General features: G+C 46.0%; 19 protein-coding genes. 7 read left to right on the top strand and 12 right to left on the bottom strand.

All coding sequences use genetic code 11. The features are described from left to right. The first annotated feature begins 69 nt into the window (after positions 1-69). The gene (locus tag NIASO_RS08755; protein WP_008584292.1) at positions 70-1,380 is read left to right on the top strand and encodes a cytochrome ubiquinol oxidase subunit I; all 1,311 of its coding nucleotides are present in this window, start codon (positions 70-72) and stop codon (positions 1,378-1,380) included. A 63-nt stretch (positions 1,381-1,443) separates the two neighbouring features. Beyond that, complete coding sequence (locus NIASO_RS08760; protein ID WP_008584290.1) at positions 1,444-2,457, top strand: cytochrome d ubiquinol oxidase subunit II; 1,014 nt, start codon at positions 1,444-1,446, stop codon at positions 2,455-2,457. A gap of 14 nt (positions 2,458-2,471) precedes the next feature. Here NIASO_RS08760 and NIASO_RS08765 read toward each other — a convergent pair whose 3' ends face one another. The 8 genes from NIASO_RS08765 to NIASO_RS08800 all read right to left on the bottom strand — a co-directional run bounded on the left by NIASO_RS08765 (position 2,472) and on the right by NIASO_RS08800 (position 14,242). Next, positions 2,472-3,152 carry a YdcF family protein gene (locus tag NIASO_RS08765; RefSeq protein ID WP_008584288.1) on the bottom strand — a complete coding sequence of 227 codons (681 nt, stop codon included), beginning with the start codon at positions 3,150-3,152 and terminating at the stop codon, positions 2,472-2,474. A gap of 140 nt (positions 3,153-3,292) precedes the next feature. Then, positions 3,293-4,879, bottom strand: coding sequence for a DHA2 family efflux MFS transporter permease subunit (locus NIASO_RS08770; protein WP_008584286.1), 1,587 nt, complete (start codon positions 4,877-4,879; stop codon positions 3,293-3,295). Between the two features lie 81 nt (positions 4,880-4,960). Continuing rightward, positions 4,961-6,085 carry an HlyD family secretion protein gene (locus NIASO_RS08775; RefSeq protein WP_008584284.1) on the bottom strand — a complete coding sequence of 375 codons (1,125 nt, stop codon included), beginning with the start codon at positions 6,083-6,085 and terminating at the stop codon, positions 4,961-4,963. Positions 6,086-6,113: 28 nt separating this feature from the next. Beyond that, positions 6,114-7,454: a TolC family protein gene (locus NIASO_RS08780; RefSeq protein ID WP_008584283.1), complete on the bottom strand. Its 1,341-nt coding sequence runs from the start codon at positions 7,452-7,454 to the stop codon at positions 6,114-6,116. 19 nt (positions 7,455-7,473) lie between these two features. Beyond that, on the bottom strand, positions 7,474-8,118 hold the full coding sequence (locus NIASO_RS08785) for a TetR/AcrR family transcriptional regulator (RefSeq protein WP_245605246.1): 645 nt from the start codon (positions 8,116-8,118) through the stop codon (positions 7,474-7,476). Between the two features lie 233 nt (positions 8,119-8,351). Further along, positions 8,352-9,641 carry an amidohydrolase family protein gene (locus NIASO_RS08790; protein WP_008584279.1) on the bottom strand — a complete coding sequence of 430 codons (1,290 nt, stop codon included), beginning with the start codon at positions 9,639-9,641 and terminating at the stop codon, positions 8,352-8,354. 18 nt (positions 9,642-9,659) lie between these two features. Next, entirely contained in the window at positions 9,660-12,707 is a 3,048-nt protein-coding gene (locus tag NIASO_RS08795) for an amidohydrolase family protein (protein WP_008584277.1), read from the bottom strand. Between the two features lie 221 nt (positions 12,708-12,928). Then, complete coding sequence (locus NIASO_RS08800) at positions 12,929-14,242, bottom strand: ammonium transporter (RefSeq protein WP_025298827.1); 1,314 nt, start codon at positions 14,240-14,242, stop codon at positions 12,929-12,931. A gap of 345 nt (positions 14,243-14,587) precedes the next feature. Between NIASO_RS08800 and NIASO_RS08805 the strand changes: the two genes are divergently transcribed. Next, positions 14,588-15,940 (top strand): M16 family metallopeptidase, encoded by a 1,353-nt coding sequence (locus tag NIASO_RS08805; protein ID WP_008584274.1) that lies wholly within the window; start codon positions 14,588-14,590, stop codon positions 15,938-15,940. Between the two features lie 45 nt (positions 15,941-15,985). Next, positions 15,986-17,362, top strand: coding sequence for a M16 family metallopeptidase (locus NIASO_RS08810; protein ID WP_008584272.1), 1,377 nt, complete (start codon positions 15,986-15,988; stop codon positions 17,360-17,362). A gap of 67 nt (positions 17,363-17,429) precedes the next feature. On the opposite strand, the gene NIASO_RS08815 is transcribed toward NIASO_RS08810, so the two are convergent. Next, the gene (locus NIASO_RS08815; protein ID WP_025298829.1) at positions 17,430-18,629 is read right to left on the bottom strand and encodes a pyridoxal phosphate-dependent aminotransferase; all 1,200 of its coding nucleotides are present in this window, start codon (positions 18,627-18,629) and stop codon (positions 17,430-17,432) included. A gap of 89 nt (positions 18,630-18,718) precedes the next feature. Next, positions 18,719-19,108 carry a DUF1573 domain-containing protein gene (locus NIASO_RS08820; protein WP_044046565.1) on the bottom strand — a complete coding sequence of 130 codons (390 nt, stop codon included), beginning with the start codon at positions 19,106-19,108 and terminating at the stop codon, positions 18,719-18,721. 133 nt (positions 19,109-19,241) lie between these two features. Between NIASO_RS08820 and NIASO_RS08825 the strand changes: the two genes are divergently transcribed. From NIASO_RS08825 to NIASO_RS08835, 3 genes are all read left to right on the top strand, one after another. After that, positions 19,242-21,629 (top strand): alpha-ketoacid dehydrogenase subunit alpha/beta, encoded by a 2,388-nt coding sequence (locus tag NIASO_RS08825; protein WP_008584265.1) that lies wholly within the window; start codon positions 19,242-19,244, stop codon positions 21,627-21,629. Between the two features lie 73 nt (positions 21,630-21,702). Then, positions 21,703-22,041 (top strand): L-rhamnose mutarotase, encoded by a 339-nt coding sequence (locus tag NIASO_RS08830; RefSeq protein ID WP_008584263.1) that lies wholly within the window; start codon positions 21,703-21,705, stop codon positions 22,039-22,041. A 134-nt stretch (positions 22,042-22,175) separates the two neighbouring features. Next, a complete protein-coding gene (locus NIASO_RS08835; protein WP_008584261.1) occupies positions 22,176-22,673 on the top strand; it encodes a lipocalin family protein in 498 nt (165 codons plus the stop codon). A 90-nt stretch (positions 22,674-22,763) separates the two neighbouring features. Here the strand turns inward: NIASO_RS08835 and pyrF are convergent, their stop codons facing one another. Both pyrF and manA read right to left on the bottom strand, forming a co-directional pair. Further along, positions 22,764-23,564: an orotidine-5'-phosphate decarboxylase gene (gene pyrF / locus NIASO_RS08840; RefSeq protein ID WP_025298830.1), complete on the bottom strand. Its 801-nt coding sequence runs from the start codon at positions 23,562-23,564 to the stop codon at positions 22,764-22,766. A gap of 2 nt (positions 23,565-23,566) precedes the next feature. Then, a complete protein-coding gene (manA, locus tag NIASO_RS08845; protein ID WP_008584257.1) occupies positions 23,567-24,793 on the bottom strand; it encodes a mannose-6-phosphate isomerase, class I in 1,227 nt (408 codons plus the stop codon). Between the last annotated feature and the right edge of the window lie 15 nt (positions 24,794-24,808).

Raw genomic sequence — 24,808 nt, forward strand, 5'->3', positions numbered from 1 at the left:
ATGACATGGTTGAACTATCTTTGCAAGTACCGTTGACCTACGGTTCATTTTTAAACCAATCCATATATTATGGATGACTTTATTGCAGCACGGTCCCAGATGGCACTTTCGCTGGGTTTCCACATAATTTTTTCCTGCATCGGCATGATCATGCCGTTCTTTATGGCGGTTTCGCATTACAAATGGCTGAAAAACGGCGATCCGGTTTACCGGAATGTAACCCGCGCCTGGAGCCGGGGCGTCGCCATTTTTTTTGCAACGGGAGCCGTTTCCGGCACCGTGCTTTCGTTTGAACTGGGGCTATTGTGGCCGGAATTTATGAAGCACGCCGGTCCTATTTTCGGCATGCCTTTTTCCCTCGAAGGCACCGCCTTTTTTATTGAAGCTATCGCACTGGGATTTTATTTGTATGGATGGAACCGTTTTAATAAATGGTTTCACTGGTGGACAGGTGTCGTGGTGGGCGTCAGTGGATTGCTATCCGGGATCCTGGTGGTAGCCGCCAACGCCTGGATGAATAGCCCGGCAGGATTTGATTATGTAAACGGGCAGTATATTAATATCGACCCCATTGCAGCTATGTTCAACAAAGCCTGGTTCTCTCAGGCGCTACATATGATCCTGGCGGCGCTTACGGCTACCGGTTTTGCTGTTGCGGGGGTGCATGCTTTCATGATCCTAAAAAGAAAAAATATCCGTTTTCACAGAAAGGCCTTCCGCATTGCTGCTGTTTTTGCATGCGTAGGTGCTGTGCTGCAACCGCTAAGCGGGGATATTTCCGCCAAAAATGTGGGCGCACGGCAACCTGAAAAGCTGGCGGCCATGGAAGCCCATTTCAAAACAGAAGCAAAAGCCGGTTTAATTATTGGCGGCATCCCGGATGTAAAAAATGAAACGGTGCGTTACGCGATAAAAATTCCCGGCGCGCTCAGCTTTCTGGCGCATGGTGACTTTAGCACGCCGGTTACCGGACTGGATGCATTTCCAAAAGACTCCCGGCCGCCCGTAGCCATCACCCACTATGCCTTTCAGACCATGGTGGCCATTGGCATGCTGATGCTCCTGATCGCTGTGTTTTATTTTTTCACCTTGTGGAAACGGAAAAAATGGCTGGAGAAACGGTGGCTGCTGAAATTATTTGCGCTGGCCACACCCGCGGGTTTTTTGGCGGTTGAAGCGGGATGGACGGTAACAGAAGTAGGCCGGCAACCCTGGATCATTTACGGCATTATGCGTACCCGTGATGCGGTTACTCCGATGCCGGGAATCGTTTATTCTTTTTACATCTTTACGGCGGTTTATTTTTCATTAAGTATAATAGTCGTGTTTTTATTATACCGGCAGGTAAAGATGGTGGGGCAATTGTATGATGTATCATAAAAATTTGATGTTTGACGTCCGAAGTCAGCAACAAACCAAAAACAATAAACAATAAATAATGAAATGCTCTATATCGTAATGGCCTATTTGTGGGCAGCGGTGCTGCTGTATGTTTTGATGGGCGGCGCTGATTTTGGTGCCGGGATCCTCGAATTTTTTTCCACGCAAAAAAGCAAGGATAAAACACGGACGGTCATGTACCGCGCCATCGGTCCGATCTGGGAAGCGAACCATATGTGGCTGATCATTGCCATAGTGGTATTGTTTGTAGGCTTCCCGGTTATTTATTCAACCCTATCTGTTTATCTCCATATTCCTTTAGCCATCATGCTGCTGGGTATCGTTGCCCGTGGCACGGCTTTCAGCTTCCGGAATTATGATGCGGTAAAAGACCGTATGCAGGGCATCTATTCAAAAACATTTATGTATTCCAGCGTGATAACGCCTTTGTTCCTGGGCATTATTGCAGGCAGTGCCGTTTCCGGAAAGATCAACTTGCAGGCAACTAGCTTTGTAGAGGCCTATATCTTCAGTTGGCTGGGATTTTTCCAGGTGGCTGTTGGCGTATTCACGGTAACCATATGCGGCTTCCTTGCCGCGATCTTTATTATCGGAGAAACAAAAACCGAGGCGGACCGGCTGCGTTTTATAACCAAAGCCAAACACATGAGCATTGCAGCATTAACTGCCGCTGCGCTGGTACTGCTGGCAGCATTCAAAGATGGAGTTCCCCTGACACACTGGCTTTTCGGCAACCCGGTAAGTTTTACCTGTGTGCTCCTCGCCGTGGTTTCGCTTGCATGGATGTGGGTTTCGCTGTTTCGTCAGTCTACAAAATGGCTGCGTATTATTGCCGGCGCACAAATCACCCTATTGCTCGTTGCCATCACTTATGAACACTACCCGGTATTGATCAATCTAAAAGACTCGGAAGGGTTATCATTACTGATCCATCATGGCTCCGATAAAAGCATCCGGGCCCTTGCCATTGCCTTATTAGCCGGAAGTGTTTTTATCCTGCCCGCATTGTTTTATCTGCTATACAGTTTTACCCGGCAGGAAGAGCCTGTTGCATAGAGAAAGGAAACTTCCTACAGAGCGGGTTCTTTTCGTTTATTATCAGACCAGGGAATAAAAGCGCCCAGGGTGCCGCGGATACGCCTGAAAAAACCTTCCCGCTCCTGTATGGCTTTAAAATTCTCCGCCCGCGCCGGCGCCGGGTCAATATCCGGTTCGACCTGATTATATTTTTTTAATGAATCGATCACAAAAGGAATATGAACAATTCTCGTCCCGAACCGTCTTCTGGTAAATCCTTTCAATAATGAAGATTGAAAGGGATCTGTAACCAGGGCAATGCTCCTGAATTCCTGTTTGCGGGCGGCCTGGTATCCATAAAAGACGTTCTCCGTGCTATGCTCCGCTTTCAGATCATAAAAAATATGCGCTTCGGGTATGCCCAGTTTTTGTGCATACAGACCCATGATCTTTGCTTCATAGTAAGGAGAGTAAACAGCACTACCCGAAAAAATAAGATTACGGACGATGCCCTGCCTGTAAAGCAGCGCTGCCCATATCACCCGGCCTTTCATTACCGTATCCCATTTACCATCCTTAAACGGCACACCCGGTACAATACCGGCATCAAAAGTTTTGTTTGCTTGCAGCACTTCATTATATAAACGGGCGGGTCGTTTGCGGTAAGAAACACAACCAGACAATATTGTCAGCAATAAAATAATCCCGGCGGCGGCCAAAAATTTATTCTCCATTTCTGTAAAAATACGGCATCTGCAAAGACCATTTATTATTCAACCGGCCGGCTCAAAAAAAATCACGACCGGTTATTGTCGTGATTCTTAAAAAACAAACTATACGAACCTGTTAACTATTCACTAATCACTATTCACTACTAGTGCATCATCTCGCCCATATCCATTTTTTCGGTTGCCCCTTTACGTTTCCGGATAAAGAGAATAAAAGGAATACATACAAGGAACATCAACCCCAGGTATAAAAATACATCCATGTAAGAAAGTACGGTAGCCTGCTTGGTAACAGTAAAGTCGAGCAATTTATGCGCAGACTGCAGCGCCACATCGGGCGTCATGCCCTTTGCCATAAAGCTATGCTGCAGTGCATTGACCCGTTGTTGTACATTCAGATCATTTACATTCAGTTTGGAAACGAGATCGTTCCGGTACAACATATTCCTGTTCGCAATAAAGGTAGTGATCGCTGCCACTCCAAAGGAACCGCCCAGTTGGCGCATCATCCCCGTAAAAGCCGCACCCTGCCCTATCTCCTGCCCCCGCAATGTGGAAAGCGCAAGCGTGGTAATGGGGATGAACAGCAATCCAAGCCCCACCCCCCGAACGATCAGCATCCAGAAGAAAGCATCTTTGCCCGTATCCGGTGTAATAATTTTATATCCCCAAAAACTGTATATAAAGAAGAGGAAGAGGCCTGTTGCCACCATGTATTGCTGCGGCACGCCCTTGGCGATCATTCTGCCGATCACCGGCATCATAAAGGCAGTTGCCACCGTAGCCGGTATCATCAAAAGCCCCGCCTGGAAGGCCGTCCAGCCCAGTATGCTTTGAGTATAGAGTGGCACTATAAACGTAGAGCCATACAACCCGAAGCCCAATATAAAGGACATGATCGTTCCGATCCGGAGGTTCCCGTTCTTCAACACTCTTAGTTCCACGATCGGGTTCTTATAGGTCAGCTCCCGCCAGATGAAAAAGAACAATCCTAAAATAGCTGAAATGGTAAGCGTCACTATTATTTTACTTGAAAACCAGTCATCCTCATGTCCCCGCTCCAGTATGTATTGCAGGGAGCCCACTGTAACTGCCAAAAGGAAGATCCCCAGCCAGTCAATTTCGTGTGCTGCTTTTTTAGCCGCGTACCGGGGGCTGCGCACAAACTGTAAGGTAAGCAGCGTGGCAATGATCCCCAATGGGATATTGATATAGAATATGTACGGCCAGCTAAAATTATCTACAATATATCCGCCCAAAGGAGGTCCCAGCGTGGGGCCTGCAATAACGCCCAGGCCATAAATGGCCTGGGCCATGCCTCTTTTTTCAATCGGATAAGACTCGGTTATAATAGTTTGTGAAGTAACCAGCAATGCACCACCGCCCAGCCCCTGTAAAAAACGAAAGGCAACCAGTTCCCAGATACTGGTGGCGTTTCCACACAGGAAAGAACAAATGGTGAAAATAACGATTGAAACGGCAAAATAATTCCGGCGTCCGAATTGCTGGGAAAGCCAACTGGTCATAGGAACAATGATCACGTTGCCAATCGCATAGGCGGTAATAACCCAGCCCACCTCAGACAACGTAGCACCCAGGTTGCCCTTCATATCATTCAGCGCCACGTTAACAATAGTGCTGTCAACAATTTCCAGTAAGGCACAAATAATGGCGGTGATGGTAATAATCGCACGCCGTGCACCATATTCTACAAGAGAATCCTGTTGTTCCATAAATTGATACTTTGAAAAGATGAAAAAGAAAACAATCGCCCGAAGGCTATTGCTCCTTCACAATTAACTATTCACTTCTCATTAATTAAGCGTAACATCAACCACTACGTTCATTCCTGCCCGCAACTTTTTAACAAGAGAATCATTTTTATTGGCAAACTCAATCTTTACCGGAAGGCGCTGCACTACTTTTACAAAGTTGCCGCTGGCATTATCTGCCGGAAGCAAAGCCGACACAGACCCCGTTGCGGGGGAAAAGGACGTTACGGTGCCTTCAAATTTATGTTTTGGAAAGGCATCTACGCTGATTTCCGCTTTTTGCCCGGTTACCATTCTTGACAATTGCGTTTCTTTAAAGTTAGCAACGACCCATTTTTCGTCATTTAATACAATGCTGAATAATTGTGCCCCTGCCTGTATGTACTGCCCCACCTGAACCGGAACTTTTGAAACAATCCCGTCGGCATTGGCGACGATCACGGTATAGCTCAGGTTGAGTTTTGCATTGTCCACATCCACCGCGCGCTGGCGCTCCATTGCATCCGAAACACTGATCTGTTTTGATGTCGCTTTTGATTGAGAGCTCACGGCTCCCGTTTGCGCAGCCGCCTGGTTTCTTTGCTGCTGCAATACCTGCAACTGGCGGTCTGCCGTTTGCTTGGCCGCCAGCGCCTGCTCATATTGCTGTTGTGTTATAGAGTGATCCTTGATCAGGTTTTCATAACGCTTTAGATCTTCTGAAGTACGCCAAACATTTACTTTTGCGGCTTCAATCTGTGCGTCTGCGGTAGCAACGGCTGCATTTGCTGTGTTAATATTTCTGCGGGAAGCTTCAGTTCCGGCCTCGGCGGACGCCACATTGCTCTTTGCCGTTACCAATGCCGCTTCCGCCTGCTCCAGCGCTATTTTCAGATCCCTTGTATCCAGCACCACCAGGGTATCTCCTTTATGTACAAATTGGTTATCATTTACTTTTACCTCAGCGATATAACCAGATATTTTAGAGATCACCGGGCTCACATTTGCTGTGATCTGGGCATCATCTGTATCTTCATGATGCTGCCCGTGAACATAGGCCTTAATTCCAAAATAACCGCCCACAACTACCAGTAAAGCCAGTATTACAAAGAAAATAGGGCTTCTTTTTTTTCTTTGAGTCGATTCATTGGATTGTTCCTGAACCGTGGTTGCTTGTTCGTTTGCCATTGTATTTGTATTAATAGTCTTAAAAGTTTTATTTAATCAGGGTACCGGAAGCTTCCAGTAATTTTTGGGAAGCCAGCGCTGCATCGGCCTTTGCATTGAGTAATTTGATCCGGGAAGACAATAAGGAGGCATTAGCGTCCAGCAGATCCGTTATCGTAACCAGGCTGTTGTCGTATTTATTTTTGGTGATCCTGTAATTTTCTTCCGCCTGTATCAATGATTGTGCGTTTACGTCAATTTTCTTTTTTGCCAGCAACGCATTCTGATAATCCCTGTTGATCTCCAGCCGGATGTTATCTGTCAGTAAATCCCTCGAGGCCGTTAGTTCCTGCGCCTGGGCTTTTGCTTTGCGGATGGTGGCGCCCGTTTTCCATAAACTGGACAGGCTGTATTGCACCCCTATACCGCCATTGATCGCGTTGGTGATGGTAAGCACTTTGGGAATATCAGCAGCTATATAACCCCCGGTTAACGCCAGGCTGGGAAAATAATCAGCCCGGGCGGCTTTAATACCTGTTTGCGCGGCCTTTTCCTGGTAATCCAGGGCCTGCATATCTTTCCTGTTTTGAATGGCCTGTGCTTCATAATAGGTTACCGGCTGCGCTTCTGTAATCCCATTAACAAAAGAGGAATCCACTTCTATAACCGTGTTTTCCGGTAGTCCCAATAACAGATCCATATTCACGTTTGCTATGGCATTATTATTCTGTGCTTCCAGTAATTGCAATTCAATATCTGATGTTTGCAACTGCGCTTTTAAACGGTCATTGCGCGCCATCAGGCCGTTATTTTCCAATTGCAGGAAATTGGAATCCCTGTGCTGGGAAGCGACCAGGTTCTCCTGAATTACCCCGATCAACTGTGCCGACTTAAACAGATTTGCATACGCCTCTGTAAGATTATAGGCTATAGCGTTCTTATCGTTCCCTTCGTTCAGGCGTACCGCTTCCAGCAGGTATTTTGCTGATTGGATTCCGTACCGGATCTTCCCTCCGGCATACAGCGGTAATGAAACGTTCGCAATGCCATACATAGCCTGCGAAATCGTTGGAACCGAGCTGCCTCCTGAAGAACCCGAAGAACTTCCGCCGCCGGATTTAGCCGCCTTCAGGTCAACATTCGCATTGGTAAGACGCATATAACTGCCGGTAACCTTAACATCGGGCAATTGGTGATTTTTGGCCTCATCCACCGCCGCAGTTGCTTCCTGTATTTTGGCCTGGTCGATCTTTAAATGCTTGCTGTTTTGTAAGCCCAGCTCCACCGCTTCTTTTAAAGAAAGTTTTTTAATGTCCTGCGCGGAAAGAGGATTATTGAAGACCATTATTACCGATAAAAAAACGGCAATGGTTGTTATTCTTGTATTCATATATTGAACTATTATCTTTTTATTTATCTGACTCTTTTACCAGGAGATAACTTTTAACGATCGCTTTTAAATGTGTCTTCAGCCGGGGAATGATCAGTTTAAAAAACTCTTCTTCATTATCCTGGGCCACGCGGTATTGCTCGCACAAAAACCTCCGGGTATTAAATGCATGGTTGATCGTGCCAAACACGGTTATGGACAACATAGGCATATCCACATTCTTCCTGAAAATACCAGCATTGGCTCCTGCTTTGATAGCGCTCTTCAACAGTGTATTATTTTGAAGCTTCATGCTTCGTACACTTTCGTACATCACGGGATTTTTCATTATACCCTGCTCCCGTACCATTAATAAATGAAAATTCCGGTTTGCTGCAATGGTGTCAATATAGGTGTCGATGATATGACCAATCTTATCTTCCGGAGCCACGTCACTGGCAAAAACTATTGCTTCCAGTTTGGTCCGGATGGTCGTTATATGCTTCATAAAAAGAGCTTCCAGCAGCTTCTCCTTTGAACCAAAATAGTAAGAGATCATGGCCACATTTACATCTGCAGCTTTTGCTATATCGCGGACCGAAGTCGTCTCGAAGCCGTTCTCGGCAAAAAGCTTCACCGCGGCTGCCATAATTTCCAATTGCTTTTGTGTAAATTCTATAGACACTTTTAACTGATTTCCACCACAAAGGTATTAAACATCCGTTTAATTAATCAAACATTTGTTTAATATTCATAAAAAACTTAACCTGCGTCAAGACATGACACTCAGCCACTTACAGAAAAGCATCGATTGGACATAAAAGAAGAATCAGCCCTAATTCATTGTGAATTAATAAAAAAAGAGGCCCCTAAGGCCTCTGAAGATCATGAATATGCAAGGAACGGCATTACCATTTTTTATTGCAATTTGTACTTCTCCTTATACCGCTCATACAACTGGGTTTGCTTATTAGCCAGGTTGATCTTTCTTCCCTGGATAAACGCGTCCGTAACAATGCTTTTGTCCATATCCAGGATATCACCGGATGCTATAATAATATTGGCATCTTTGCCGGCTTCAATAGAGCCGGTACGCTCCTCTATTCCAAGAATGCGGGCGGCATCGGCTGTAATGGCCTGCAGCGCTTCTTCCTTAGAAAGTCCATATGAACTGGCCGTGCCCGCCAGGAAGGCGAGATTACGATAACGTGCCTCTGCAAAATCATCATTCAAGGCAAATAAAACGCCGGCCTTTTTGAGAATGGCAGGTGTTTTAAAAGGTTGATCGATGGCGTCGTCTTCCAGGGTAGGCAGCGCATGTAATGCATTTAATATAACCGGGATATTATTCTGTTTCAACAGATCGGCTAACAGGTAACTGTCACTGCCGCCCACAATCACCACATTGATATCAAATCTTTTAGCCAGGTCAATCGCCATCAGGATCTGGCGGGAGATATCGGCGGTTACAAAGAGTTTTTGTTTCTTTTCAAACAGGGGTCTTAAAGCTTCAAACTTAAGATTGGTTTCCTGTTTTGAAGGGGCATTCGCATAGGCCTTTGCTTCTGCAAAAAATGATTTCAATGCTTCAATCTTTTTCATTCCTTCTTTTACAGGATCTGTGGCGGGGGCTGGTCCATAACTGCGCAGCGGCTTTATCAACTCGGGCAGGTTCAAAACCATTCCATTATCCGCTTTATACAAAGCATCCTCCCAGGTCCAGGCATCTAACTGCACTACCGATGACGAACCCGCCAGGAACCGTCCATTGGGCATAACGTTTGCAAGCAGGATCCCGTTAGCCCGAAGCGTATTGATAATCCTTGAATCGGTATTATACGCCACAATGGCGCGCACATCGGTATTATATTCTCCCAATTCATAATAATCATTGCTGCCCCGTACGCCGCTGCCGATCTCGCGCAGACCGAGATCAGTGCTGGGTAAAATCAAACCGGGATAAACATTTTTCCCCGATGCGTCAATAACCGTCGCGCCGCTGATCGTCTCGGGCTGTTCACTTACTTTCTGAATTTTCCCATCCCGGATCACAATGGTACCCTTTTGTATTACAGCTCCTTTACCGGTGTGGATGGTCCCATTGTTAATAACAATAACCCCCTCCTGTTTTTTTGCAGGATAAATATCATCCTGTGCAACAGCCGTCAAAGAGGAAAGGAAAAACAAAGTATATAATACTAATTTCATTGGAATAGAATTTAATAATTAAAGATCAAAGCCATCAACAGTTAAAACACCACCTGCATGCTCATAATCCTCACAGTGCAGTATCACCTGTGGCGTGGGCTTTGCGGCAACCGTGGGGGCCCCTCCTTTTGCAGCAGCCAGCATTTTCTGGATCAGGCGATTGCGCTCCGTTGCAATGTAGGCCTGCTTTTGCTGGTCTTTCTCCCGATCAAAATAAATAGTACCGTCCACCATTGTATAAAGTGCCTGCGCATAAATGCTCAGCGGATTAGCGCTCCACAAAACCAGGTCGGCATCCTTGCCGGTTCTAATACTACCTACCCTGTCCTGGATGTGCAATGCTTTTGCAGGATTTAAGGTAACCATCTTAAATGCCTCGTCCTCCGTTACGCCACCGTATTTGATCGTTTTGGCCGCTTCCTGGTTCAGGCGACGCGCCATTTCAGCATCATCACTGTTGATACATACATTCAGCCCCATTTTTTGCATAATGGCCGCATTATAAGGAATTGCATCCCGCACCTCATTCTTATAGGCCCACCAGTCGGAGAAAGTAGACACATTCGATCCGTGTTGTTTGATCCGGTCGGCCACTTTATACCCTTCGAGTATATGAGTAAACGTATTCACCCTGAAATTATATTTTTCGGCAACGTTGATCAGTCCCAATATTTCGCTTTGCACATAGCTGTGACAGGTAATAAACCGTTTCTTGTTCAATATTTCAACCAGCGCATCCAGCTCCAGGTCCCTGCGTACATCCTTTCGCCCCGATTGCAGCGCTTTTTCATAATCCCTGGCGCGTTGAAATGCATCATTCAATACTTCGTATACGCCCATACGGGTATCAGGATAACGTGTATTTCCCATAGGCTGTGCCGTACGTTTTACATTCTCACCGAGGGCGAATTTTATAAACGGATCAGCACCCTTAAATTTCAGTCCTTCATCATCCGCACCCCAGCGCAGTTTTATCAGTTGTGTTTGCCCGCCGATCGTATTGGCAGAGCCATGCAGAATATGAGAAGTAGTAACGCCGCCGCTTAGCTGGCGATAGATATTGATATCCTCCGGGTTCAGGTTATCACCAATGCGCACTTCTGAAGTAACGGATTGTGCGCCTTCATTAATAGAGAAAGCGGCAATATGTGAGTGCTCATCAATAATGCCGGGCGTCAGGTATCTGCCGCTGCCATCGATCACTCTTGCATCAGAAACGGAAAGCCCCTTTCCTATTTGTGCAATCTTACCGGCCCGCACCAATACATCGGTATGCTCCAGGCGGCCTTCAGCTTCATTGGTCCAAACTGTTGCATCTTTTATAAGAATGGTTTCCTGCTGCGGCAGTTGCTCATTGCCGTACCCATCAAAGGGATACACAACCTTCCCCAATGGCGGATTGTTTTTTGCCAGCGTTGAATCTTTGCCCGTAATGCCATTTTTTATGAGGGTAGCTACCCAGCTAACGGTTGCCCCATTTTCATCCGTTCCTACTCCCTGCCAGGTGGCGCCATAATCAACACCGCTCAGTCGTACCAGGTATCCGGCCTGCGTCTTTTCAAAAACTGAATCCTTTTGGCCGGCGGGGGTCTTGGCTGCTGGTTTTAAAGAAAAGCTGATGGCTACCAGGCTGCCATCGGAATTAAATTTGGTAGTTAAGGCCTCCTGGTCTTTTACGGTCGCCTGTCCATTATTTTTCACTTCCAGCGTATATTGCCGGGTGCTGCCGGAACCGGTAACGGCCAATTGGTACTGACCGCTTTTTTCGTTGTTTGTTTTTGCGTTGATCTCATACCGGTCTCCCTGGATCCAGTTTTCCAGGAGCACGGTTTTTTCTGAGAAAAGATTGCCGCTGGTAATGATAAAATTGGCGAACTTACCCGGCGCCAGACTGCCCACTTTATCTGAAACTTTAAGCAAGGCTGCGGGAGTAGCCGTGAGTGCCTCTAAAGCGGCTTTTTCGGAAAGCCCGTATTGTATTGCCTTTCGCAGGTTGGGCCAAAAAGATTTGGGGTCCTTAAGATCTGCAGCCGTAATAACAAACGGGATCTTTGCCTTTTCAAAGGCCGCCGGGTTGCCCGGTGCCAGTTCCCAATGTTCCAGGTCGCTTAAGGCCACAAAACGCGCATCGGCAGGGTCCTCTACTTTTTGGGCATCGGGAAAATTTAAAGAAAGGATATACGGTGCTTTGGTAGCAGCAATTTCTTTGATCCGCTGGTACTCGTTGCCGCCCCCTTTGATAATATATTGCACCCCAAATTCATCTCCAATACGGTCTGCCCGCAGGTCGCTCCATTTGTCATTGGCTTCAAAAATTTGCGGCAATTGCTGGTCCTCATTCCATGCTTCCAGCGACCGGTTCACGCCTTCTTTCGCCGGTTTGTTTTTATACCATTGCCCATCAAGGTAGGTCTGACGGAGCAATGCAACGGCGCCCATCATACTGCCGGGATAACTTTGCGTGGAGCTTCCTTTGCTAAACGAATAAAATGCGGCAGCCTTATCTTTTATGATGGTCAGATTTTCTTTTTTCTTTGCCAGGGTGGCCACCACTCCCGTGCCCCGGGCAATCCCATCTTTCTGGTGCGACAGCACGGTTCCGAAACCGAGCTCCCGCAGGGGCTGCGCTTTTGCATCATCGGCGCTAAAAAGATCAACGGCATTTATTTCACTCCGGATCGCCTGGTTCCAGTTGAAGGGGCCCTTTGCATTACTGGCAAACTGCTGCGGTCCAAAAAAAGAAGCCCCCCCTGCAGGTTTTTGCAAAGCGGGTATACCGTAATCGCTGTATATATCTATCAGGGAGGGATAGATATAACTCCCTTTACAATCCACTACCACGGCATCTTTGGGAACATTTTCCGTTCCGATGCTTACAATTTTCCCTTCTTTAATGACCATAGTAGCATTCCGCACTATTGTGGCAGCATCCTTTACAATTGTCGCATTCGTAAATGCATACACCCCTGTGCGGGGATCTCCCACGCCATTAACCGGGAACGAAACCTGTGCAGACACGATAAAGCACAGCAGCCAGCTTAGTGGTAGCAATATCAATTTCTTCATCAGCAAAAAATTTTGGAGAAAAATAGGAAAATTAATCGGAATAACAGCGATGCTAATACTGATTGAGGTTTAACTTTTGGCGTTTGACGTTTGGGGGTTAATGTCTGAGATTTGACGTTTGACGTCTCACATTTATCCCTAAAATAGTTGTAGGAGACCCACCGGCGGTCTCCTACGGCACGTACAGCCCTCCGGCAGTACGCGTAATATTGTATTTTACTTTATAAACTTTCTCCGTGCTGCGAACGGTCCAACCCTTCTTTTTCTTCTTCTTCCGTTACCCGCAGTGGCGTGATCAGGTCGGTTACTTTTAACAGGATAAAAGACATCGTCAACACAAACACCACTACACCAATCAGCACCAGTACATGGGTTGTAAATAGTTTTGTTTCTCCAAAAAACAATCCGTTTGCCCCCGCAGGGTTGATCGCTTTATTGGCAAAAACACCAGTAAGCAACATGCCCACCATACCACCCACACCGTGGCAGGGAAATACGTCCAGGGTATCATCAATAGATGTTTTTGTGCGCCACTCCACCATCAGGTTACTGATGATCGCTGCCACAATTCCGATAACCATTGCATGCGGAATGCTCACAAATCCTGCGGCGGGCGTAATGGCCACCAAGCCCACAACCGCGCCGATCGAAGTGCCCATCGCTGAAGGCTTCTTACCCTTCAACGCATCAAAGATGATCCAGCAAAAAGCAGCGGCTCCGGAAGCAACGGCAGTGGTAGCCAAAGCAGAGGCTGCCAGCGTGTTGGCTCCCATTGCAGAGCCCCCGTTAAACCCAAACCAGCCAAACCAAAGTAAACCGGTACCGATCAACACATAGGTGATCCGCGCCGGCTTATTTTCGCTGGTATCCGTGCGCTTTTTCAAATAGATTGCTCCTGCCAATGCGGCCAGACCCGCGCTCATATGCACCACGGTCCCGCCTGCAAAATCCAGTACACCCAGCTTAAATAAAAAGCCATCCGGATGCCAGGTGGCATGCGCCAGCGGACAATAAATAAATACAATAAAAAGACATATAAAAAGGATCAGGGATGTAAACCGGATCCGTTCTGAAAAGGCACCGGTAACCAGCGCTGGTGTAATAATGGCAAACTTTAATTGAAAAAAAGCAAATACTGCCAGAGGTACGGTAGCCGCCAACGGCCAGGGCTTTCCTTCCAACACTCCGTTCATCAGAAAAAAGGTTTTGGGATTGCCGATAATACCGCCAATGGAATCGCCAAAAGCCAGACTAAACCCAAAAATCACCCATATCATCGTTACAATGGCCATGCAAATAAAGCTCTGTAACATGGTAGAGATCACGTTTTTCTTTTTAACCATCCCACCATAGAAAAAGGCCAGGCCGGGGGTCATGATCAGTACGAGGGCGGCTGATGTCAGCATCCAGGCCGTATCGCCGGAATTGATTTCCGCATGTTGCTCAATCTTAACGGGATTGTGGCCGCAAAACAAACAAAGAATACCAACAAGAATAACCAGGGTAAATGGAATGATCGCTAATCTTCGGGTCATTGACATATTAAATATTTTTATATGTAATTAAAAAACTATTACAGATTGCGAATTTAAATAAAACAAACAATATTTTTCAAATAATAAAATATTTAATATGATAGTATTTTAATAATAATGATCTTACAGCAGGTATTATTTGACTAGCACAAATGCAATAAATTGAATATCAGCATGCAATTAGTTTATTCCGGAATTGGGGAAAGCCATAGGATGCTTATTGACTTTGGAAGGGTCATAGAGTGCTACACCGTGCGTGGTTTTATTATTTGCTGCAAAATTTTCCGGCTTAAATTAATTATTTTCAATAATTTGCTTTTTTATTTAAAATTTTCAATTCTGTTTATGAAGAGCAAAAAAACATCACCGGGAATGTTACTATTATTCCTGTTATTATCCGTTACCGGATTCTCCCAAAACCAGTTAAAAGTTCCTGTAGAATATTATACATTGCCCAATGGACTGAAAGTGGTACTCTCGCAGGATAAAACCGCTCCCACCGTAGTTGTAGGTGTTTACTACAATATTGGTTTTCGCATTGAGCCTAAAGATCGTACCGGCTTTGCCCACCTGTTTGAGCACCTGATGTTCCAGGGTTCAAAAAACCTGGGTAAAATGGAATTTATTAAACTGGTTCAGCAAAACGGAGGAATTTTGAACGGCTCTACCCGTTTCGACTTTACAAATTACTTCGAGATTATGCCTGCCCACACGCTCGAAACGGCGCTTTGGGCGGAGGCAGACCGCATGAAAGGACTGGACATTACGCAGGAAAATCTTACGAATCAGCAGGGCGTTGTAAAGAACGAGGTAAAAGTAAATGTATTAAACCAACCCTATGGCGGATTCCCCTGGCTGGATATGCCACAATACGCCAATAAGAACTGGTACAATGCCCATAATTTTTACGGGGACCTAAAGGACATTGACGCTGCTAACCTTAATGATGTTGCTGCATTTTTTAAAACCTATTACGCGCCTAACAATGCCGCCCTGGTGGTGGTAGGCGATTTTGAGATCCCAACTGCCAAAGAGTGGGTAAAGAAATACTTTTCAGCAATCCCGGCTTCAAAGCTTCCTGCAAAACCCGACCTCAGCGAACCCCGGCAGGAACAGGAACAGCGCTTTACCAAAACCGATAGCCTCGCTAAAAAACCAGCGATCGCTTTTGCGTATAAAATGCCGGAGAAAAACACACCGGAATATTATGCCATGGGGCTTATTGATCAATTGCTGGTACAAGGCAAAGACAGCCGGCTATATAAATATATGGTACAGGATAATGGATTTACTTCCGGCGTAAACGGTGGTATCAACTACCTGGGCAATATGTTCAACTATAACGGGCCGATGGTTTGGATGGCGGATCTCAAGTACGACACCCTGTCAAAAACGGATGCGATCATTGCTACTTTTGATAAAGCGATCGCCAGCCTGAACAACGTCAGCAAAGAAGACCTGGAACGTGCTAAAATTAAGATGCTTTCGGGCTTATACGATATTCTTGGCGGACAATTTGGTGTAGGCAAAGTAGACCTGCTGGCCTCTTTTGCTTTATTTGATAATAATCCCAATAAAATAAACCAGTTGGAAAATGAATTTAAAAAAGTAACGCCCGCTCTTTTTGAAAAGACAGTGAAGGAATACCTGCGCCCGCAAAACAGAACGATCCTGATCGCCGCACCCAAAGGGAAATGATCATTCTTCCTTAAAAATATTTCGTAAACATTACAAACAATACTAATGAAAAAAATACTTCGCCCTATAGCTGCAATAGCCCTGCTACTCATTGCAGCATCCAATAGCCAGGCGCAAAAGGAAACACCACCCAAAGGAGCAACGCCAAAAGATTTTGTATTGCCAGGAAAAAAAACAGCAACACTGCCCAATGGCATGCGCAGCACCCTTATTCAATACGGGCAGATCCCCAAGGTAACTATACAACTGATCATAAAAGCCGGGAATGTAAACGAGGCGCCCAATGAAATTTGGCTTTCCGATTTAATGGGCGATCTTATGGAAGAAGGCACTACCACGCTGCCGGCACAGGAAATTGCCCGGAAAGCAGCTGCTATGGGAGGCGAAATCAGTATTGCAGTAACTGCTGATCAATTACTGGTCCGCGGCACCGCCTTATCGCAATATGCACCGGCACTGATCGGACTGATGGCAGACATCATTCAACATCCGGCTTTCCCTGAAAAAGAACTTCCCCGTTTAAAGGCAAATATGAAACGGCGCCTCGTGCTGTCAAAGGGCGTTCCCCAATCCATTGCCGGGGAGAAATTTGCCCAAATGATGTATGGTAACAGTCCATACGGAAGAATATACCCTACGGAAGCCATGGTCGAAGGCTATACGCTGGAGCAGATTAAAAAATTCTACGATGACAATATAGGAGCTAAACGTTCGGTGTTATATGTGGCGGGGAAATTTGACGAGGGCGTTGTGGGTAAAGAAATCAGTACCTTATTTTCCTCCTGGAAACCGGGTCCGGCAATCAGCTATCCTTCCATCAGCGATGCCTATACACCGGCTACCGCCATCATCGATCGTAAGGGCGCGCCACAAACCACCATCATCATGGGGCTGCCGGCCATAACGCCTAAGAACCCCGATTTTCTGCCCTTATCTATCACCAATGCTTTACTGGGCGGTTCCTTTGCTTCCCGCATTACCGCTAACATCCGGGAAAATAAGGGATACACCTACTCTCCGTCAAGCAGCTTTAATGTTCATCCGGGCGGAGCCTACTGGGCAGAAAATGCTGATGTAACCAGCGAGCACACGATAGATGCGATCAATGAAATTAAAAAAGAGATCGTTCGGCTGGCCGGCGAACCCCCTGCAGCGGCAGAACTGGATGGCATTAAAAAATATAACGCAGGCATTTTTGTACTGCAAAACTCCACTCCTGCCGGAATTATTTCCCAACTGAACACACTGGACCTTTATGGCCTGGACGAAAGCTACCTAACCAATCGCGTAAAAAATATTTATGCGGTAACCCCCGATCAGGTTTCTGCATTGACTAAAAAATATCTCCTACCGGAAAAAATGTCTCTCGTTATGGTAGGCGATGAACAGGCTATTAAGGAGCAACAAGCTAAAGCCAAATAGCAACGGCTTTATTAAAAAGAAAGGACGGTCCAAAAAAGACCGTCCTTTTTTCTTGCTATAAAATTTTTTATGCCGTTTGTCCCGGATAGACTTTCAATGCCTGCTCCAGGCAATCCATAGCAGCGGCAATCGCCTCCCGGTTCAATACATAGGCAAAGCGTACTTCATTTTTTCCCAGCCCGGGAGTGGCGTAAAAGCCGGTTGCCGGCGCCAGCATCACTGTCTGCTTTTTATATTCAAAGGACTCCAGCAGCCACTGACAGAACCGGTCACAATCATCTATCGGCAATTTGGCTATGGCATAAAAAGCGCCACCAGGGTTGGGGCAAAAAACACCTTCCATGGCATTCAGCCGCTGCACCAGCAGGTTCCTGCGGCTTTCATATTCCTCTTTTGTTGCTGCGAAATAATCCGGAGGCAAATCCACCGCCGCCTCGCCCATGATCTGGGCCAGTCCGGGGGGGCTTAACCGCGCCTGCCCGAATTTTAATGCCGCCGCATATACCTCTTTATTTTTTGTCACCAATGCACCTATACGGGCGCCACAGGCGCTGTACCGCTTACTGATCGTATCCAGCAACACCACATTGTCATCTACGCCCGATAGCTGCAGGGCGCTTATATAATCATCTTCGGTGTAGCGGAACTCCCTGTAAGCCTCATCGGAAAAAAGATACAGTTGATGCTTTTTACAAATAACGCCCAACGCCTCGATCTCTTCCCTGCTATAAACATACCCTGTTGGATTATTCGGATTACAGATCAGGATCGCCCGGGTGCGGTCCGTTATTACCCTTTCAAAATCTTCAATAGCCGGCAAGGCAAAACCCGTTTCAATAGTGGAGGGAATCGGAACTACGGTAACACCCGCTTCACAGGCAAACCCGTTATAGTTGGCATAAAAAGGTTCGGGGATAATTACCTCATCTCCCGCATCCAGGCAGGCAAAAAACGCAAACAGGATCGCTTCGCTGCCGCCGGTAGTGATCATAACCTGTTCATGTGTTACCGCCACCCCGACACGCTTATAATATTGCACCAGTTTTTTCCGGTAACTTTCGTTACCCGCACTGTGCGAATATTCCAGTATGGGCATATCCATGTCTTTCACCGCCTGCATAATGGCTGGGGGTGTTTCAATATCCGGTTGCCCGATATTAAGGTGATATACGGTAATACCCCTTTGTTTTGCCGCCTCAGCATAGGGTACCAGCTTGCGGATCGGAGAAGCAGGCATCTGCACGCCTCTTTGAGAAATTCTAATCATACTGAAAAATAAAGGGCAAAAATAAAAAAATTCCACCTTTACAGATGGAATAAGTTGAAACTGTTCAATAATACTAAAAAACTAAACTCTTAAATAATCTCACCCGTAAAATATACCGTTTTTGGTTGCGCCCCTTTTATTTTAATGGTAACATCTTTCTTAAAAGTACTTCCAACGGCAGCCGTAGCATCATACCCTACTTTGATCTTTCCAACTTTACCCGGCATGATTGGTGCAGAAGGTTTTTCAGCCACCGTGCAGCCACATCCAACCATCACATTTTGTACAATAACGGGCTTTTTGCTGATATTGGTAAACTCCATATAGAAAGTGGTCCCTTTCTTAAACTTCAATTTACCCAGATCATACTCGTCCTTTACCATCTTTATCACCTGGTCTGCCGGAACCCCTTCCTGTGCATAGCCGGTAACCGCAAATCCAAAAAATAACAAAACTGCCAAAAGGTAAAACTTCTTCATAATCATTAATTATTTTTGATAACATAAAATAAAGATAACAAAGGTACACCATAGATGTTTGGTGTTTTAAAAAAGTTGCATCAGTTAATACTAACTAACAAGAGTTAGCATTCAAATCCCTATTTTTGCCGATATGGAGCATAATACTTCCGACCTTATTACTTCTACGAATATGTTGTCATTTGATAAATTCAAAGATGGTGTGCTGCACGACTATTATGTAGCTTCCCTTAGCCGGGAAACCAGTCTTTTAGGCCGCAGGGAAGTGCTTACCGGAAAAGCCAAGTTTGGGATATTCGGAGATGGCAAGGAAGTAGCGCAGGTGGCTATGTCGAAATTCTTTCAGCCAGGCGACTGGCGCAGCGGGTATTACAGGGATCAGACCCTGATGTTTGCTATTGGCGTTGGCACACCACAACAATATTTTGCACAGCTTTATGCAGACCCCGATCCTCAAAATGAGCCTTTTAGTGTTGGCCGCCAGATGAATAGCCACTATACTTCAAGAAATGCAGATGCAGAAGGTAACTGGCTCGACCTGGTGCATATAAAAAATACGGCAACGGATATGGCGCCCACGGCGGCACAGATGCCCCGCTCCTACGGATTGGCGTATGCCTCAAAATGTTTCCGGGAAATTCCGGAATTACAACAGTTTACCAATCTCTCCAATAACGGCAACGAGGTATGTTTTTGTACCATTGGTGACGCCTCAACCAGCGAAGGTCATTTTTGGGAAATTGTAAATGCGGCGGGAGTAGCCCAGATACCGTTGGTGATATTTGTTTGGGACGATGGCTATGGCATTTCAGTGCCAAGGGAACTGCAAACGACTAAGGGCTCTATTTCAGAGGCGTTGAAAGGTTTTGAAAAAGAAGAAGGCACGAATGGATTTTATATTCAGAAAGTGAAAGGCTGGGATTATATGGGCATGATTGAAGCCTTTGAAGAAGGCATCAGCCTGGCCCGCGAAACCCATACACCGGTGATCTTTCATGTAGACGAATTAACCCAACCCCAGGGGCATAGTACGTCCGGCAGCCATGAGCGTTATAAAAGTCCGGAACGGCTGGAATGGGAACGCGAAAGAGACTGTCTGAAAAAGTTAAAAGAGTGGATTTTAAAGAACGGACTAAGCGACGAGGCCACCCTTGAAAAAATTGAACAGGATGCCCGCGCAAATGTAAAAGACGCGCGGGATAAAGCGTGGAAGGACTATATAAAGCCCATAAAGGCGCAGGTTGAAACAACCCGTAATATACTTAACGAGCTGGCAGAACAGCTCCCTGAAAAAGCCGGGGACATAAAAAAATTGCTCCCCGATCTGGTAACCAACCGGGAGCCGCTCCGGAAAAATGTTTTACAAACATTATATAAAGCCATTTTAATTGGCGGCAACCAGGCCGTAACCGCACAACAGTATTATGATACTTTGTGCGCGGAAAATGCGGTCATTTATAACTCGAATTTGTATGATGAGGGTCCTAAAAGTGCGTTGAAGGTAAAGCCGGTTGCACCGGTGGTTACCGCTGATTCTCCGGTACTTAACGGATATGAGATCCTGAATCATTATTTTGATCAGTTATTCAGCAACAATCCCAAAGTGATTGCCTTTGGAGAAGACCTGGGGAAGATAGGCGATGTCAACCAGGGGTTCGCCGGTCTGCAAAAAAAACATGGCCCGGAACGCATCGCCGATACCGGTATCCGTGAATTATCGATCATGGGACGCGGCATTGGCCTTGCTTTGCGCGGTTTGCGGCCCATTGCGGAGATCCAGTACCTGGACTACCTGGTATATGGTTTACAACCGTTGACCGATGATGTGGCGTCCCTGCAATACCGTACGGGCGGACAGCAATTTTGCCCGTTGATTGTACGCAGCCGGGGGCATCGCCTGGAAGGCATTTGGCACAGTGGCTCTCCAATGGGAATGATCATCAATTCGCTCAGGGGCATCCATATTTGTGTGCCCCGGAATATGGTGCAGGCAGCCGCTATGTACAATACGTTGTTACAAAGCAATGACCCCGGTCTAGTTATTGAAAGCCTGAATGGTTACCGCTTAAAAGAAAAGCTCCCTGAAAACCTGGATACAATGACCCTAGCCTTTGGTGTTCCGGAAATTTTACACCCGGGAACCGATATTACAATTGTCAGTTACGGGTCAACCCTTCGTGTGATCCAGGAAGCCATCAAAATAGTAGAGCCGCTGGGGGTTAGCTGCGAGCTGATCGATGTGCAGACCTTACTTCCCTTTGATATTCATCACAGCATTTTGCACTCGCTGAAGAAAACAAACCGGATCGTTTTTATAGATGAAGATGTACCGGGAGGCGCTACGGCTTTTATGCTTACGAAAGTAATAGAGGAACAGGGCGGATACCGGCACCTTGATGTAGCCCCCAGAACTATTACGGCTAAAGAACACCGTCCGGGTTATGGCAGTGATGGTGATTATTTCAGCAAGCCGAATGCAGAAGAAGTTGCGGCAACACTGCTTGATATGATGAAGGAATAGTCAGGAATTTCTGATTTGAGATTTCCGATTTGGCAATCACAGTAACGCTCCAATAACAAATAACTAATAACTCATGCCTGCCCTAAAAAGATATTGCCTGGCGCTGGATCTTAAAAACGATCCGGAGCTGATCGCCGAATATGAAGCTCATCACAACGCCGTTTGGCCCGAGATAAAAAAAAGCATTCTTGAATCAGGGATCCGCCATATGGAAATTTTCCGGATCGAAAACCGGTTGTTTATGATCATGGAAGCAGCGGAAGATTTTTCTTTTGAGAAAAAAGCGGCCGCAGATGAAAACAATCCCAAAGTTCAGGAATGGGAAGACCTGATGTGGCGCTACCAGCAGGCGTTGCCGACCGCAAAGCCCGGAGAAAAATGGCTGTTGATGAAATCCATCTTTCGATTATAAGGCTCTCCTGCTTTCAGCAACCTGCGGCCCCTTCTTAACTTTTTAACAACTGCCATCAAACCAATTGCACCAATACTTCGTCTAATCTTCAACTTTGGCATTTCAATTGCATAAAGCTTAAAAACAGCATGATTATGAAACATATTTTACAATTTGCTTTTATCCTGGTAACCATTGGCGCAATAGGAACGGGTTGCTCAAACACTAAACAAAGCACCTCTTCCGTTGTGCCCCGCACCGACTTCAAAGGAACCTGGCGGGTAACGAATACAAGTATTGAAGGAACCGATACAAAAAACCTGAAAATACAGGCTTTTGACGACGTAAGTCTTGATTGCTTTATGAACAGCGAATGGACCTTACCCAATAACGGATATGGCAGCTACACTATTACCAGCGGCAATTGCAGCAGTGGCCCGCGCCAGATCTTATGGTCGACAAGAAACGTAAATGGCGGCACCAATTTTAATTTTAAAAGAGTAGACGGTTTGAAAAAGAACCAGTCGAAGGGCGTAGAACAAGGCTATTCCCTGCAGGTCATTTCGTCAGATAAAGATCATTTTGTAGCACAATCGCCGGTATCCTTCGAAGGTAAAACGATCTATATTGTATATAATTTTGAAAGAAAATAAACCATTAACCTATACTATAAAAAACCGTTTCGTTTTGAAACGGTTTTTTATAGACCTGTGAGGTTTTAGAAATCTCACAGGTCTTTCGCTTTACAAATAACCCGCCATTTCCTGTTGATATCCGGCCGCAACTTTTCCTGCCGCCTCGTCAAAGTCAGCAGCTCCTGAAGCATAGATCACCGCGCGGCTGGCGTTTACCAGCAACCCGCAATCTTTGTTCATTGCTTTTTCCGAAATATCTTTCAGGCTGCCACCCTGTGCGCCTACGCCGGGCACCAGCAAAAAATGATCGGGGATCAATTCACGAACGCGGGTAAATTCATCTGCCTGCGTAGCGCCTACTACGAACATCAGGTTTTCAGCCGTTCCCCATTCTGAAACTGTTCTCAGCACTTTTTCATACAGCAGTTCTGAACCCGACTGTTGCAGTTCAAAATCGCCGGCGCCCTTATTAGACGTCAATCCGAGCACAATAGCCCACTTTCCTTCATATTGCAAAAAGGGCTTTACACTGTCTTCCCCCATATAAGGTGCAACAGTAACAGCATCAAAAGGCATCGTTTCAAAAAAAGCCTTTGCATATTGATCACTGGTATTGCCAATATCGCCCCTTTTTGCGTCGGCAATTTTAAAATGATCATCACCAATATAATGTACCGTTTTTTCCATAGCTTCCCAGCCTTTCACGCCCCACGCTTCATAAAAAGCGGTATTGATCTTATACGAAACACAAGTGGCCCGGGTGGCATCGATAATGGCCCTGTTGAAATTAAAGATCGCATCGGCATCCGTTTTTAAATGTGCCGGGATCTTATTCATATCCGTGTCCAATCCCACACACAGGTAGGATTTCTTTTCTTTTATCAGTGCTACTAATTTTTCTCTATTCATATTCATTGATCTTTGCTTTGCCCTGCCGGTACCGTTGCACGGAACAGCAAGGCCCCTTCTTTTGCATGTATTTTTATTTCGGTTCCTGAAAATGCTATTGCCGCTATATTCCCGGGCTTTAATTCAACTGCAGTATCCCCATTATGCAATGCCGCCCGACCGTTTATCAACAACAGTATCTCGGCTGTTGAAGGATGGATCATTATTTCGTCACCGGGTTCCAGTTCATACCCATTTAGCTGAAAATCGGCAACCGGCGCCGGGTAGTGCTTTTCTTTTTGTCCGTTTTGATTTTTTATTATTTGCGGGTGTGTCGCGGCACATTTTGTATGTTTCAACAACTCCACCGTATCAATATGTTTTGAAGTAAGGCCTCCGCGCAATACGTTGTCAGAGCTCGCCATTATTTCTACATTATATCCTTCCAGGTAAGCATGAGGCACGCCGGCATCCTGAAAAATCGCTTCTCCTTTTTTTAAATGCACCAGGTTAAAAAAATAGATCGAAAAGATACCCCTGTCTATGGTATCGGGCTGCACAAAAGTCTGTGCCGCCCGTGCCGCCCAGAAATCTTCAGCATCTTTCTTTAATTTATCCTGTTGATACAACGGAATGATGCGGCTGATCAGGGGTTGCAGCAACTCATTCACTTCTTCCTGCGGTAACTCCATCGCCATTTTATACAACCCCTTGTATCCATCTTTTTTGAACACCGGAATGAAAACATGCAACTCCTCTACTGCCTGCAGGGTGGCCAAAAGCTTTTCTTCCGGTTTAAAGCCATGTAAAAGGTAAAAAGGGCTCAGCGCCACCATTAACTCCGGCTTGTGATTTTTATCCTTATAGTTCCGGTCCGGGGCATTCAGGGCGATCCCCCTGGCCGTTTCGTTTTCAAAATCAACGGCCGCCTGTTCTTTGGACGGGTGCACCTGTATCGACAGCATATCCTTCACATCCAATACCTTCAGCAGATAGGGCATTTCTTTAAACGATTGCAGCACCACTTTTCCCAGCAATGCTTCCCGGTGTTCATCAATAAAATCCCGCAGCAATACTTCGCCCCCATTACTGAGCTGCATCAGGCACCGTGCCCCCGGATGCACACCCATCCAGTACTCCGCAAAGGGTTTCATTTGCGGATTCTCAATCTGAAGCAAGGAGGGAATAAAGGAAACACCGCCCCAGTCGTAATGTTTCACCTCCCCTTTTAATAGTGCCAGTTTTTGCATATAAAAAAAAGAATT

This window comes from Niabella soli DSM 19437 (assembly GCF_000243115.2).
GTDB lineage: Bacteria > Bacteroidota > Bacteroidia > Chitinophagales > Chitinophagaceae > Niabella > Niabella soli.

What these genes read in the sequence shown, in the direction of transcription:
- NIASO_RS08755 (WP_008584292.1), top strand. Translation starts at nt 70, where the DNA reads ATGGATGACTTTATTGCAGCACGGTCCCAGATGGCACTTTCGCTGGGT.
- NIASO_RS08760 (WP_008584290.1), top strand. Translation starts at nt 1,444, where the DNA reads ATGCTCTATATCGTAATGGCCTATTTGTGGGCAGCGGTGCTGCTGTAT.
- NIASO_RS08765 (WP_008584288.1), bottom strand. Translation starts at nt 3,152, where the DNA reads ATGGAGAATAAATTTTTGGCCGCCGCCGGGATTATTTTATTGCTGACA.
- NIASO_RS08770 (WP_008584286.1), bottom strand. Translation starts at nt 4,879, where the DNA reads ATGGAACAACAGGATTCTCTTGTAGAATATGGTGCACGGCGTGCGATT.
- NIASO_RS08775 (WP_008584284.1), bottom strand. Translation starts at nt 6,085, where the DNA reads ATGGCAAACGAACAAGCAACCACGGTTCAGGAACAATCCAATGAATCG.
- NIASO_RS08780 (WP_008584283.1), bottom strand. Translation starts at nt 7,454, where the DNA reads ATGAATACAAGAATAACAACCATTGCCGTTTTTTTATCGGTAATAATG.
- NIASO_RS08790 (WP_008584279.1), bottom strand. Translation starts at nt 9,641, where the DNA reads ATGAAATTAGTATTATATACTTTGTTTTTCCTTTCCTCTTTGACGGCT.
- NIASO_RS08795 (WP_008584277.1), bottom strand. Translation starts at nt 12,707, where the DNA reads ATGAAGAAATTGATATTGCTACCACTAAGCTGGCTGCTGTGCTTTATC.
- NIASO_RS08800 (WP_025298827.1), bottom strand. Translation starts at nt 14,242, where the DNA reads ATGACCCGAAGATTAGCGATCATTCCATTTACCCTGGTTATTCTTGTT.
- NIASO_RS08805 (WP_008584274.1), top strand. Translation starts at nt 14,588, where the DNA reads ATGAAGAGCAAAAAAACATCACCGGGAATGTTACTATTATTCCTGTTA.
- NIASO_RS08810 (WP_008584272.1), top strand. Translation starts at nt 15,986, where the DNA reads ATGAAAAAAATACTTCGCCCTATAGCTGCAATAGCCCTGCTACTCATT.
- NIASO_RS08815 (WP_025298829.1), bottom strand. Translation starts at nt 18,629, where the DNA reads ATGATTAGAATTTCTCAAAGAGGCGTGCAGATGCCTGCTTCTCCGATC.
- NIASO_RS08820 (WP_044046565.1), bottom strand. Translation starts at nt 19,108, where the DNA reads ATGAAGAAGTTTTACCTTTTGGCAGTTTTGTTATTTTTTGGATTTGCG.
- NIASO_RS08825 (WP_008584265.1), top strand. Translation starts at nt 19,242, where the DNA reads ATGGAGCATAATACTTCCGACCTTATTACTTCTACGAATATGTTGTCA.
- NIASO_RS08830 (WP_008584263.1), top strand. Translation starts at nt 21,703, where the DNA reads ATGCCTGCCCTAAAAAGATATTGCCTGGCGCTGGATCTTAAAAACGAT.
- NIASO_RS08835 (WP_008584261.1), top strand. Translation starts at nt 22,176, where the DNA reads ATGAAACATATTTTACAATTTGCTTTTATCCTGGTAACCATTGGCGCA.
- pyrF (WP_025298830.1), bottom strand. Translation starts at nt 23,564, where the DNA reads ATGAATAGAGAAAAATTAGTAGCACTGATAAAAGAAAAGAAATCCTAC.
- manA (WP_008584257.1), bottom strand. Translation starts at nt 24,793, where the DNA reads ATGCAAAAACTGGCACTATTAAAAGGGGAGGTGAAACATTACGACTGG.